Below are 13,331 nucleotides of genomic sequence, written 5' to 3' on the forward strand. Positions count from 1 at the left end.
CATAGTTCCTTTCGTTTGTAGAATTGTTATTGAAGGTCCGTTGCGGTCAATTCGTACATCTCGAAAGGCTCATCCGACTTCACAATGGCCGGTTTGCGTTTCATGTACCGTTCAATGTCAAAAATGTTTTTCTTGTCGGCGTCGGCAAGGTACTTGTAGCGGGGATGCTTCGTTATATCAAACTTGTCGCTGAAAAACGGCCGCACCCCGCGAAGCTGCAAGATGCACTTGTTTCCGTCCATCGTTGCGATCTCGTCCTGGGTCATCAGCTCCTTTCCTAATTTCTGATAGTTGAGGCCGTGAGAAACCTGGCTGCCACGGTTTTCCGATTGATTGAAACTGTCAATCGTTTCTTTCCCCAGCAGCTCCGAAATTTCTTTCAGAGTGGATTTCTCCTTGCCTCCCAAAAACAAGGTGCTGTCATGAGGTAAGGCATTCGGGGCATACCACGAGTGTTTTCCGTCTCCTTTTTCGCATGAGTAGTACCCACTCTGTATTTCCCTTTAAATCTTTGAGTTTCTTAACTTGGTGTATTACCAGATTTCTACAGTCTTTTTGGCATAATTCACAAGTATGACGTTCCACTCTCTGTTTGAGAGTGTTAGTCTTGGCATATTTTGAAAACTGCGGAAGCTCGCTTACATTATCAAACTTTGTAGCACATTCCTTCCGTTTATAACCATCCCTGTAGAATGTTGTTGTTTTCATTCCCTGCCTTGTTTCATACGCAACTGTAAATAATTCGTTTCTGCAATATCTCCGCTTAATCTCATGAACATTCGTCTTATACTTGCACGCAAATGTTTTATACATGCTGTATTTCATTACATTGGCAAATCTCCCTATTTTAAAGGAGTCATTCGCTATGGAGTAATAATTATATAGTCCACGGACTTCTGCATTGTATCTTGCGAGAATTTCAATATCGCTCTGGTTTACCAGTGTTCCCCTATGAAGGGCTACAAATCTCTCTTTTCCGTTTTCGTTGATTTTGATTTTCATTGCTTTGTATTCAATTAACTTACCTACCCATTTTTCGCGTGGAACATACAGTTTAACAACTCCTGTCTGACATCTCTGAACCCTTCCGTTAGAAGCCTTCTGTAACGTCTGCACTCTTGATACCGTAATGTCGTAACCTAGAAATCTTGCTCTGTCTCCAGTGTGCGTAACCTTTGTCTTAGTGTCTGACATTTCTAATTTCAATGCTTTTTGCAGGAATATTTTCACGTCTTTCTTGATAGCTTCTGCGTCTGCTTTGCTACCAATAACCCCGATGATAAAATCATCCGCATATCTCGTATACTGCACCCTTTTATAATTACTGTCGTTATAGACGTAAGGTGTTGTAGATTTTTCAATCATTTCCAGTTCCTTAAGATTTTTGCATCTGATTTTCTTTTCTTCATCAGACAGACTATCCCATATCTCTCTGCCCTTTTTCCTATATCTGTATGCCTTACCGACACTGGACTTATATGCAGTAGAAAAATGTTTCTTCTTGGCTTCTGTATTGAAGTTTTCTGCATAATTTTCCATAAATTTGTCCAATTCATGAAGGTAAATATTTGCCAGCACTGGACTGACTCCCGACCCCTGCGGCACTCCGCTATAGGTTCTGTTGAATGTCCATTGTTCCATGTATCCTGCTTTTAGGAATTTCCATATAAGCTGGATAAACGCTTCGTCATCAATCCTCTTTTTCAAGAGGTCGATAACTACATGGTGGTCGAAACTGTCAAAACAAGCGTGTATATCTCCTTCCACAAACCAGTTCGCACCAGTAAAGGTGTTCTGTATCTGTTTCAGTGCTGTCTGACAGCTTCTGTTTGGTCTGAACCCATGTGATTTATTACTGAACACAGGCTCATAAATACTCTCCAAAATCATCTTAACGACTTCCTGCACGAGTTTATCATCCCCCGACTGAATACCCAGAGGACGTTTTTTACTGCTGTTTTTCTTTGCAATATATTCTCTTCTTGCAGGCTTAGGTTGGTAACTTCGGTCTTTTAAGGATAAAATAATCCTCTCAATTCTCTCGTTACCCATGCCATCAATCGTTATTCCATCAGCTCCGGCAGTCATACTGCCATCATTTGCGTAGATATTTTTATACGCAAGCCAATAAAACTCCGGATTGTACAGATTTCTGTATAATCTCTGAAATCTGTAAGTTTCATTCTTTGACTTTTCCATCAAATTTTTCAATACCTCAGTTGGATTTCTCAATGCCTCTCGCACCTTCCTTCATTTTAGTATTTTCTGATAAGCTGCTCCCCTTCGCCATGTGAACGTCATTAACGTCTCGGACTACTATGGGAGCTGTGTGACCATGCCTGTTACCAGGTTTAGGTCATCCCCAGTTAGTAAATACAGGATTAGCATTCAGTGTTGTCGGCACCGACTTTCGCCATTTATCCGCTGTCTTGCGGTTGCTCTTTCATGAGTATCGCTTGCTTTCATAACTGCGAAATGAAACCAACATGAAAAGCATACGTTTCAATCCTTTTCGTATGCGGGGCACGGGTTCCCCCACTCTGGCTATCGTTTAGGCAGTTTAGCTTTGTACCTCATACACTGATTTTTATTCTTAAATATTCTGACGCATAGGATTAGCGCCTTTCCTATTTACGTTCCAACTGGAACAACAACATGCTACACTCCCCTTCGGGTTTCCCCTCTCGGATAAGTTGTAGAATAATAGGTTGTGATTTTTCATCACCTGATACTTTTACCTACCGCTTGCTAAAGGCGGTATCCTGTAAGTACCACGTCGCCAATTTATATTGCGCTGGCGACTTCTGGGCGCACGCAGTTGCCCACGATGGTATCCGCGGCGTCCTTGTAGATGGTTTTTAACTGGCTTTGCGACTGCAAAATAATAGAAGCCGATATTTCACGGCTTCGGATGGTGGCAATCAGCTTATCAAAGTTTGGTATCTGACCGATGTTGGCGAACTCGTCCAGGAGACACCGCACATGGACCGGCAGGCGACCTCCGTAGAAGTCGTCCGCCTTGTCGCAAAGGAGGTTAAAAAGCTGGGAGTACATGAGCGCCGCCACAAAATTGAAGGTGCTGTCCGTGTCTGAAAGGATGACGAACAGCGCCGATTTGCGGTCGCCCAGAGTGTCCAGCTCCAGTTCGTCCTCCGCCATAAGGTCCCGCAGCTCCTGGATGTCAAAGGGAGAGAGGCGGGCGCCGCAGGAAATCAGTATGGATTTTAGAGTTTTGCCCGCCGCCATCTTAAATTTACGGTATTGCTTCACGGCGAAGTGGTCCGGGTGCTCCTTTTCCAGCTTGGCGAACAGGATGTCTACCGGGCTTTGGAACTCCTCGTCGTCCTCCCTGGCCTCCGATGCGTTGATAAGGTCCAGCAGGGTGATGAAGTTGCGCTCCTCCGGCTCCGCCTCGTACCAGATGTACCCGATGAGGGCAGAATAGTATAGCCTCTCGGCCTTCACCCAAAAATCTTCCGAACTCTTTTCACCCTCTCCTTTCGTATTGAGGATGAGGGCGTTCACCAGTTTCAAAATGTCCTTTTCGCTGCGGATATACGCCAAGGGGTTATATCTCATGGATTTTTTGAAATTGATGAGGTTCAGGCTTTTGATGCGGTATTGCCTGCGCTCCAGCAGGGTCCCTACCTCGCATAATATCGTACCTTTCGGATTGGTGACCACATAGGAGGAATGGCATTGGAGCAGGTTGGGCTTGACAAAGAACCTCGTCTTTCCGCTGCCGGAACCGCCGATGACCAGGATATTTTTGTTCCGGGCGTACTTGGGCTCCTTGGGGCGGCTTGATATGGTGATGCGCTCCGTTTGGGTGAGGAGAACATTTTGGGAGAAGTCCTTATCCATGTAGGGAACGATGTCGGCCGGTGTACCCCAGCAGGCACTCCCGTACTCGATGCCGCGGCGATATTTCTTGGCGTTTTTGCCCTTGGAGTAGACCGCCAGCCGGATCAGCACCGCGCCGGCGGCGCCCACGGACAGGTCCAGCAGATGGAAACTGGGCGCCAAGCTGGCAAAGGCCGCCGAAAGGCCCTGCCCGATGTGGAGCAGCTTCTCCAAGGCGTCCGCCCCAGGAGCCAGCCGCACACCCTGGCAGAGCTTGTCAAAGAGATACACGAAGATGAGATACGGAAGGTTGAGGATGAGCTGCTTTTTCAGCTTATCGGTCATCGCGTCACCTCCCGGTCCTTGGTCTTGACCTTCTCCCTCTGGCGGTGCTGGGTCCTGGATTGTTCCTGAGCCTGGGCCAGCCGCTCCCGGATGTTGGGGCGCTTCTCCCGACCCAGGGTCATGGCGGTGAACTCCTTGAAGGCCGACTGGAGCTGATCCTTGTCCTTCGCCTTGAAAAACACATAGTAGTGCGGAGGGTCCGTGGTGGGGTCCTTCTTCAGGGCATAGTCAATGTCATACTTTTTCGCCACCACGGAAAACGCCTTGATGTTCTGTTCGGTGATCTCGATGTTGGTCAGGGAGGCCCCATGCTGTTTGAGCTGGTGCAGGGTCTGTTTCCCCTGGTGAAGGGTGCGCTGAGAGGGCTTCTTCTGCATCTCCTCCAGCACCTTTTTTACAGCCTGTTGGAGCAAGTCCGCCGTCATCTTGCCGGCCTCCACCGATAGGGAGACCGTCCGCTGCGTGATTTCTTCCTGCACTTGCGTCACCTCCGATCTCCGCCGCCGTACATATCGTGGCTCACCAGGGAAGTGTAATAGCTGTCGATGGTGGCTGGAGCGTTATACAGGGCAGCCAGCAGATATTTCTTGATATTGCGGACATAGGTGGTGTTCTCCGCCATACGATCCAGCACATACTCGATGTGGGAGCTGTTCAGCTTCAGGAACCGAGATTTGACCACCTCCGCCGGATAGTCGTCCCCGGCAATGCGGATCATCTCCCGATTGGAGCACACCGTGTCCACCATGAGCTCCACCAGCTCGTCCAAGCGATCCCGGTCAAGGCGGTGGTTCTGGATGAGACAGTCATACTCGATGTTCTCCAAAATCAATTCCCGATAGCTCTCTCGCTCCCGCATCCAATCCCGTCCGGCCCTATCCGAGCCCCTGGGGGGGGGCGGGGGCTTGATCGGATAGGATTTGATCCTTCCGTACTTGATAAATCTTTTTTTGATTTATCTTTACTTGATTCTTTAGTATTTAATTGTGCGGGGTTTTCCTGTTCAGGTTCTCCCAAGACAGGGTAAGCCTGTTTAGGATTATCCAAGACTGGATTTTCCCGTTCAGGTTTTCCCGGTTTAGGTTCCGGCGGTCTGGGCTGCTCCAGAATCGTGTACTCGATGGCACCGAGCTGACCGTTTGCGTTGCGGACTCGCTGGCGGATCACATAGCCGTGTTCCTCCAGCTCCCGCACCCCGGCGCAGATGCTGTCAACGCCATCTTTGCAGATCCGAGCCAGCCCCTTGGTGGTATAGTCCCATTCCTCCGGCAAGGAGAGCATGAGGGAGAGAAGGCCCTTCGCTTTCAGCGAGAGCGACCTGTCCCGCAGGTGATGGTTGGACATCACCGTATAATCACGGGTTTTCTCAATGCGGAATACCGCCATGTTGGATACCTCCTTCCTTCGGTTTTGAAAAGTGTTCGTTTCGACGGATTTTGCCCCTGTATCACCGCCCCGCCTCCCATGAGGGAAAGGATATGGGGGACTTCGTTCGCGCCGCCCACAGGAGAAAAAACAGGGGATTTTCCACCCTAAAACGCACACTGGATTTAGGGGCAGAAAAAGGGCGGCTGCTTTAAAACAGCCGCCCTAATGAGGGGGGATATACAAGATGTTTTTCTGTTCGGATGCCCGAAAACCATTGATATTACTGGGTTTTCCAAAAAGTTCTGTATCGCCACTCGGACCAAACAATGATAATCCGAACTACATTCTCTAAGTGATGAATGTGTTCGGATTTATCATTTCTGCTGAAAATGTACTTTGATTAGCAAGAATTGGGGGATTGGGAACAACATTCCAAATCCTTGCTTTTTGTTGTACTTCTTATTATAATTTATAAAACAATACATCATTTTGTCTGCCGATTTACTCCAAGAAATTCCTCAAAAATGTTACATTTAGAGCAGTATGATATCGCTGAACGGAGGTTAATATGAAAAGAAACGTAGTTATTGTGACCATATGTTTGCTTGTATCATTCGCATTTTCCGCTTGCGTACCTGCAACCCCTAGCGACCAAACACCTGAATTTTTTAATGACATTGGAAAAACACTTAGTGAATTAAGAAATGAGTATCCCGAAGGCGAATTTATTGTAAGATTAGATGGATTCCCGGATTGTGCTGCTATATGTTTTGGGGATCCGGAGGCGGAATACGTTTCCTACTTTTTCGGAACACAGAGCGGTGATGCTGAAAAGGCTATGAACGAATATGAAGACCAGTTAAAATGCGCTGGTTTCATCACAACAGCAAATGTACTTTTTCCAGACATGGAAGATGACATGTCCTTTGAAGATTTCTTCTCCTTAATTGGTGTCGATGATTATGAGTCCTTCGGAGAAGACACGATAACCGCAGAAGGCTGGTTAAGATTCATGTATAGTGATATGGAAGTAATGGTGAACACAAACGAAGCCGTTGCTGGCGGCGGATGGGATATCACAGGAGCAGAAAGAGTAAAGAGTAATGCTTCGGTATCTGTTGTAGACCAAGAAATATCAAATACCAATCTAGACTTAGCTGAGACGGTTATGTTCGATTAAACTGTGGCATGAGAACACATCACTGCAACTGGCGTGTATTTAATCCTTGAGGGATTAACGGAAAACAGGAATTTATCGTAACTCAGTAGGAGTGATAGAGGTGCAGAAAGAGAAAGCGGTGGTAGGAAAGGACTAAGGAATCAAAACGGCGTGGATAGAGCCGGCTGACGGAATTTGAATTACACGTTTGATGTGTCGTCTGTGAGAAATAAAGGAGGGCTATGCCCGCATAGAGACAACCACCAGCGAAGCTGGTGGTTGTGTTCTTATGGAGCGGTCAGCCAGGCCCCCACCAGAACAGCGGCCAGTTGTTTCTGATAATCTGGATCCAACAGTTGTGCCTCCTCTTCTGGATTCGTTAAAAATCCACACTCCACCAGGACGGCTGGACAACTAATATGATTCATAAGATAGACCGTATCCGGAATTTGCTTTACCGACCGCTCATTTTCTGGCTGGAGTGTCCCCTTGACTACCGCCTGAATATGTTCCGCCAGTTCCTTAGAGCCCTCTGTGGGCGCATAGAATACCTGTGCGCCGTGATAGCGATTATTCGGATAAGTATTCTGATGGATACTAAGCAGAGTGGCACTTCTTTGTCCCTCAATAGCAGCCACTCTATTTTTTAGATCAGATACCTTCTTTTCACGCAGTGAAACCGCACTGTTGTCGTGGAGGGAAATGTCTTCTTCTCGAAGGACCATGGGAGATACTCCGTAAAAGGCCAAAATATCCCGCATCCTCAATACCACTGCCAGATTAATCTGACTTTCCGGCATACCAGTGAGTGAGACAGCACCCCCATCTTCTCCACCATGCCCGGCATCCAGAATCAGATTGGCCTGGCTATTTACTAAAGAGGAAGATGACGCTATTCTATCCATTCTCCCCATGCATAAGCGCAGCGACCAGTTCAGCAAAAACAATACTGTCACGATAGCCAATCCTAGCAATAACATCCGCCGCCTCATAAGACCACCTCGACCTAACATATGGAGACGGACAAGAGCAATATTCCCTATTTAAAATAAAATTTATTTTGGCCACCAAATCTTGTCTTCCTTGGTAAAGAAATAGAGAAGATAACCAGAAAGCCCAAAAGTTCCATCCTTGACTCCCTTTTTCTCCAGGGACCACGTTACCGGTCAGACCATACACTGGGATGAGGGCCCATCCGCCCCTCAAATCCAACCAAGGAGGGAATCCCTTTGAATCAAGAGATCGGTAGTTCCTGCCCCCTGCAGACTAGCTGCCCTGATAATTATGGTACTCTGCCGTCCTGTGCAGGACTGGCAGTCCCTTACGTCCCATTTCAGCAGGATAGACCCAATAAATATTCCCAAAGTGAGGCTCTGAGCAACGGTACACTCTTTCCAGGCCTCAACCTCCCCTTCCATTTGAAGGTGGAAGGTTCCACTTTGCCCACAAATCCGCTGGTAGAGCTCCAGGCTCTGGAATTCGTCGTACTAGAACTTGGGATTTATCTTGACACCCATCCTGACGATACGGAGGCATTCACCCTTTTCAAGCAGTATGCCGCCATGGAAAAGTCGGCCAAAGCCGCTTACGAAAGCAAATTCGGACCCCTGACCAAAGCCGCGGCGGCGACTGGAGAGCGATACAACTGGCTCCAGGAGCCCTGGCCTTGGAATTTCCAGCAGAATGAGGTGAAGTAAATGTTTATTTATGAAAAGAAGCTTCAATTTCCAGTAAAAATTGCCACTCCAAATCCTAAGTTGGCCGCTTTTATTATCAGTCAATATGGTGGTCCAGATGGAGAACTAGGTGCCTCTATGCGCTATCTGTCCCAGCGTTATGCCATGCCTTATGCTGAGGCAAAAGGCGTATTGACGGACATCGGCACTGAGGAGCTGGGCCATATGGAGATGGTAGCCGCCATCGTTCACCAACTGACTCGAAACCTCACCGACGAAGATGTGCGAAATAATCCAACCTTTGCTCCTTATTTCGTAGACCACACCACAGGTGTCTATCCTACTGCCGCTTCCGGGTTCCCTTGGAGCGCCGGCTCTATCCAATCTACCGGCGATGTCATTGCCGACTTGACTGAAGACTTGGCGGCCGAGCAAAAGGCCCGCCTCACCTATGATAACATTCTCCGCCTTTCCGATGACCCAGATGTCAACAACGTCATCCGTTTTCTGCGAGAGCGGGAAATTGTCCACTTCCAGCGATTTGGCGAGTGTTTGCGCCTGTGCAAAGAGAAGATGGACGCAAGAAACGTCTACCTTACTAACCCGGCCTTTGACAAAGCACAACCCAGGACTCCTGCTAGAGGTTAAAAAAACAGCCAGGCTCCCCTTTATTAGGGGGCCTGGCTCTTCTCAAAGCTGATAGAAACTGTCCGTACAGATTTACAATAAGGCGAAAACCTGCTAGAATAAAATAAATCAAACTCGGCACCAGAAGGAGCAGGACGATGAAAGCAAAGACTCTCTTTTACTGTACAGAATGCGGGAACGAGATGCCAAAATGGCAGGGGAAATGTCCTGCCTGCGGCGCATGGAATACGGTGGTAGAGCAACCCACAGAAAAGCCCGTCAAAAAAGCAGGAATTAACCATCCCAGAGGTTCCGCGGCTGGCGTGGCCGGTCACCGTCCCAAACTCATGAAAGATGTGGAGATCACAGATGAGCTGAGATTTTGTACAGGAATGGGAGAGCTGGACCGGGTTCTGGGAGGCGGTGCGGTCAAGGGATCGCTGGTTCTGATAGGCGGTGCACCTGGCATTGGAAAGTCCACACTTATGCTGCAGATCTGCGATAATCTGTGCCGGTTTGCCACAGTTTTGTATGTATCAGGAGAGGAATCCGAACGGCAGATCAAACTCCGAGCGCAGAGGCTAAACGTGGCAGAGGAGGGGCTTCATCTGCTGGCGGAAACCGATCTGGAGAACATGATTGATTCAGTTCATCATCTCCAGCCTGATGTGCTCATTGTGGATTCTATTCAGACTTTATACCACGGGGATGTGAATGCCGCCCCTGGAAGCGTAAGCCAAGTAAAGGAATGCACACTGGCGTTGATGCAGCTTGCAAAGGGAGAGGGAATTACTGTTTTTGTCATCGGACATGTGAACAAAGAGGGCTTTATTGCCGGGCCTAAGGTGCTGGAGCATATGGTAGACTGTGTCCTTTATTTTGAAGGTGAGAGGCATATGGCCTACCGCATTTTAAGGGCGGCCAAGAACCGCTTTGGCGCGACCAATGAGATTGGTGTTTTTGAGATGGAGGATGGTGGACTGTGTGAAGTGCCAAACCCCTCGGAAACTCTGTTAGCTGGCCGTCCCATGGATGCTCCGGGTACCTGTGTTACCTGTGTTATGGAGGGAGTACGCCCGGTGCTGGCAGAGATCCAGGCCCTAGTGGTGCCCAGCAGCCTAGGAAATCCTAGAAGAGTGAGCAATGGCTTCGAATATAACCGCACCATGTTGTTGCTGGCCGTGCTGGAAAAACGCGGCGGCCTTTTACTGGGAAATTGTGACAGCTATCTAAATGTCATTGGAGGGCTAACATTAGACGAACCAGCGGCAGATTTAGCAGTTGTGTTGGCTATGGCCTCCAGTTTTCGGGACAGACCGGTACCTCATGATCTTGCTGCTATTGGGGAAGTGGGGCTGACCGGAGAACTTCGGGCAGTCAGTGCGTTAGGCCAACGCCTGTCCGAAGTCCAGCGGCTAGGCTTTACAAAATGTCTGATTCCAAAGCGTGTCCAGGGCAAACTAATTGCTCCGGAGGGACTAGAGTTAATCCGGGTTTCCAGTATTCGGGAGGCTCTGGCGACGTTGCTGTAAAGCTTTTTTACTTAAGGGAACAAAATTAATACAGCTGGAGCTAGAAGTTAACCCGGAGGAGGCGGCTCGGTAGAGAGAACAGTATCCGTCCTTCTGATAAACACAGGAATCAGTGCACACGATCAAGCTCATTCTTTTCACCTCCAGTATCGAGAGTAAGTAGTATGTCCTAGAGTGGAAAAGATATGAGATTTGGTTTGGAAGCTTGACGGATATATAGAAAGATACAAATTCAGTGACACGTCTCTAATTTTAAATATAAGGAAAACTTACAAAAACCAAAGGTCTAGCAGAAAAATCTGGCTTTTTTCACCACTTTTGATTCGTTTTCCTAGATCCAGGAGTTCTTCATTCAACTGCTCTGACAAAAGTTCAGCGGCATAACGGCTGTTTCCAGTTCCGGAAAAATATAAGATCATTAGGACTTCTCCCCCATCTCAATAGCCACTTTTATCACGTTATCCCGCCGATGTTCAAAGAGGTCATAGGCCGCCTCAATCTCCTCTAGGTGAAAGGTATGGGTGATTAACGGCGTGGTGTCCAGCATTCCCTCCTTGATCAGCTTTAATATCTCCGCACAGCTGCAACCATCCACACCACCAGTCTTGAAGGTCAGATTTTTCCCGTACATTTCGGGCAAGGGCAGCTGCTGAGGACCGTCATACAGCGCCACTACTGCCACAGTGCCATTGGGTCTGGCACACTGCCAGGCCATACGAAAGGTTTCCGCTCCACCAGCGACCTCGAGCACTACATCCGCGCCGCCGTGGTCGCTGTTTCGCCGTACATAGTCCAGTGCTTTTTCCGGTGTGGTCGCCAGCACCTGAGGATAGTAACGGTGGAGAAACTGGAGGCGCTGTTCTTCCCGCTCACATACAATCACACGTTTTGGACTTTTTAACAAAACACACTGTAAGGTACATATACCTGTCGGGCCGGCCCCGATGATAAGCACAGTGTCATCAGGGCTGATATCTGATATCTGGGCCGCCCAATAACCTGTAGACAGAATGTCACCTACAAAAAGGGCCTGACGGTCAGTCACGGAATCAGGGATCTTATCCAAGCTCTGGTCCGCATAGGGAACTCTCACATATTCTGCCTGCCCGCCATCGATGCGGCAGCCCAAGGCCCAGCCACCATTTGGGTCTATGCAGTTATTCACCCAGCCATGCTGGCAGAAAAAACAGTGCCCACAGAAAGTCTCTACATTTACGGTGACCCTGTCACCAGGCTTCACTGATAATACAGCAGGACCAGCCTTCTCTACTACGCCCACCATCTCATGGCCGACCGTAATACCTGGCACTGCTCTTGGTACAGAGCCATGCTTGATGTGGAGGTCACTGGTACAAATGCTGGCTAAGGTGACCCGCACGATCGCGTCTCGGTCATCCAAGATCACTGGTCTCTCTTTCTCCAACAATTTGAATGTTCCTTGTTCCAAAAAAGTATAGGCTAACATATTCATTATCCGCTCCATTGTAGTTTCTTGATTCCAGCATAGCATTTTCCAAAATAAAATTCAAGGGAATCAAAACAAAGGCAGAGGCCCTGTCCCCAGACAAGGCCCCTGCCCTTCATTTGATCATAGATTTAGATTCAAAATCCCAGGCCCTGAATATAGCCCTGGATGCGCTCAAAGCCCCTCTTAATATTTTCGTCAGAGGTGGCGTAGGTAATTCGGATGAATCCTTCCCCACTGTCACCGAATCCGGATCCAGGGACAGTAACGACCCCGGTCTTCTTCAGTAGATCCATACACAAGTCACGGGAATTCATCCCGGTGAACTCTGTCAGTTCCTTGGCATTGACAAAGGCATAGAAGGCGCCCTTTGGCTTTTTAATAGACAGACCAGGTGTCTGGTCAATCAGTGAACAGATCAGGTCACGGCGGCGAAGATAGCTCTGCCGCATATTCTCAATCTCAGACTGGCACTGACGTAGCCCACAGGCGGCCGCAATCTGGCTGGGGGCCGGCAGACAGGAAGCGCCGTTCTCGTGCAGTTTAGTCATGTTACGGATAATATCAGGCTGGGAGATCGCATAACCAAGGCGCCAGCCAGTCATGGCAAACATTTTGGAGAAGCCGCTAATGTACACAGTCTTTTCCATGATTCCATCAAAGGAGGTAATGCTGGTATAGCCCGCATCATCATAAACTAACCGGCTGTATATCTCATCGGCAATGATAAAGATATCCCGCTCGCGGAGCAGGTCAGCCAGGGCTTTGCAAGTATCCTTGTCAATCACCGCACCGGTAGGATTAGAGGGTGAGTTGAGAATGATAGCTTTTGTTTTAGGTGTGATCGCGGCCTTGATGTCATCAGGATCTGGGATAAATCCGTTTTCCTCACGTGCTGGGACACAGATCATTCTGGCGCCCACCATACCAATCTGTCCAAAATAATTAGGCCAGGCCGGTGTGATTACGATGACTTCATCACCGGGATTTACCAAGGTGAACAAAGCCATCTGGATCGCCTCAGTGGCACCGCAGGACACCATAATCTGGTTTGTGGGATCAGGCTTCAGATCATTGGCATGGTACTCCGCAATCGCTTGGCGCAGTTCCAACACGCCACTGTTCGGGGTATAGTGAGTCATACCGGACTCCCAGCATCGGCATGCCTCTTCAATGATGGGGCGCGGAGTGATAAAGTCCGGCTCGCCAACTGTAAAGCTGATAGTATCCTCCATTTTCAAGGCCTCATTGAACATCTCCCGAATGACTGATCCACCCAGATTTTGGGCCAAATTTGACAACTGCATCGTTCATTC

10 protein-coding genes and 3 pseudogenes are annotated in these 13,331 nt (G+C 48.4%); 4 read left to right on the forward strand and 9 right to left on the reverse strand.

Annotated elements, in window-relative coordinates; genetic code table 11:
- Positions 1-26 precede the first annotated feature (26 nt).
- The 5 genes and pseudogenes from OCV64_RS12680 to OCV64_RS16280 all read right to left on the reverse strand — a co-directional run.
- Positions 27-422, reverse strand: a pseudogene (locus OCV64_RS12680) (TraM recognition domain-containing protein); the annotation flags it as partial.
- Positions 421-2,232, reverse strand: coding sequence for a reverse transcriptase/maturase family protein (locus OCV64_RS12685; RefSeq protein WP_262670242.1), 1,812 nt, complete (start codon positions 2,230-2,232; stop codon positions 421-423). The gene OCV64_RS12685 and the pseudogene OCV64_RS12680, both read right to left, overlap by 2 nt.
- Positions 2,233-2,814: 582 nt before the next feature.
- Positions 2,815-4,188 (reverse strand): annotated as a pseudogene (locus OCV64_RS12690) (VirD4-like conjugal transfer protein, CD1115 family); the annotation flags it as partial.
- Positions 4,185-4,667 carry a PcfB family protein gene (locus OCV64_RS12695; RefSeq protein ID WP_262670243.1) on the reverse strand — a complete coding sequence of 161 codons (483 nt, stop codon included), beginning with the start codon at positions 4,665-4,667 and terminating at the stop codon, positions 4,185-4,187. The gene OCV64_RS12695 and the pseudogene OCV64_RS12690, both read right to left, overlap by 4 nt.
- 5 nt (positions 4,668-4,672) lie before the next feature.
- Positions 4,673-5,574 (reverse strand): annotated as a pseudogene (locus tag OCV64_RS16280) (DUF6017 domain-containing protein).
- Positions 5,575-6,124: 550 nt separating this feature from the next.
- Between OCV64_RS16280 and OCV64_RS12710 the strand changes: the two are divergent.
- Entirely contained in the window at positions 6,125-6,736 is a 612-nt protein-coding gene (locus OCV64_RS12710; protein WP_262670246.1) for a hypothetical protein, read from the forward strand.
- Positions 6,737-7,002: 266 nt separating this feature from the next.
- On the opposite strand, the gene OCV64_RS12715 is transcribed toward OCV64_RS12710, so the two are convergent.
- Positions 7,003-7,695: an N-acetylmuramoyl-L-alanine amidase gene (locus OCV64_RS12715; RefSeq protein ID WP_186852587.1), complete on the reverse strand. Its 693-nt coding sequence runs from the start codon at positions 7,693-7,695 to the stop codon at positions 7,003-7,005.
- A gap of 249 nt (positions 7,696-7,944) precedes the next feature.
- Here OCV64_RS12715 and OCV64_RS12720 point away from each other — a divergent pair, with 249 nt between their 5' ends.
- The 3 genes from OCV64_RS12720 (at position 7,945) to radA (ending at position 10,550) form a co-directional block, all read left to right on the forward strand.
- Positions 7,945-8,412 (forward strand): spore coat protein CotJB, encoded by a 468-nt coding sequence (locus tag OCV64_RS12720; protein ID WP_240287650.1) that lies wholly within the window; start codon positions 7,945-7,947, stop codon positions 8,410-8,412.
- The gene (locus OCV64_RS12725) at positions 8,413-9,039 is read left to right on the forward strand and encodes a manganese catalase family protein (RefSeq protein ID WP_147571795.1); all 627 of its coding nucleotides are present in this window, start codon (positions 8,413-8,415) and stop codon (positions 9,037-9,039) included.
- A gap of 137 nt (positions 9,040-9,176) precedes the next feature.
- Positions 9,177-10,550, forward strand: coding sequence for a DNA repair protein RadA (gene radA / locus OCV64_RS12730; RefSeq protein WP_262670247.1), 1,374 nt, complete (start codon positions 9,177-9,179; stop codon positions 10,548-10,550).
- A gap of 269 nt (positions 10,551-10,819) precedes the next feature.
- Here radA and OCV64_RS12735 read toward each other — a convergent pair whose 3' ends face one another.
- From OCV64_RS12735 to OCV64_RS12745, 3 genes are all read right to left on the reverse strand, one after another.
- Positions 10,820-10,969, reverse strand: coding sequence for a flavodoxin family protein (locus OCV64_RS12735; protein WP_147571797.1), 150 nt, complete (start codon positions 10,967-10,969; stop codon positions 10,820-10,822).
- Positions 10,969-11,955: an alcohol dehydrogenase gene (locus OCV64_RS12740; RefSeq protein ID WP_394803842.1), complete on the reverse strand. Its 987-nt coding sequence runs from the start codon at positions 11,953-11,955 to the stop codon at positions 10,969-10,971. Before OCV64_RS12740 ends, OCV64_RS12735 begins: the two co-directional genes overlap by 1 nt.
- Positions 11,956-12,152: 197 nt before the next feature.
- Positions 12,153-13,322: a pyridoxal phosphate-dependent aminotransferase gene (locus OCV64_RS12745; protein ID WP_240287646.1), complete on the reverse strand. Its 1,170-nt coding sequence runs from the start codon at positions 13,320-13,322 to the stop codon at positions 12,153-12,155.
- Positions 13,323-13,331 lie beyond the last annotated feature (9 nt).

This window comes from Muriventricola aceti (assembly GCF_025567565.1).
Lineage (GTDB): Bacteria > Bacillota > Clostridia > Oscillospirales > Oscillospiraceae > Lawsonibacter > Lawsonibacter aceti.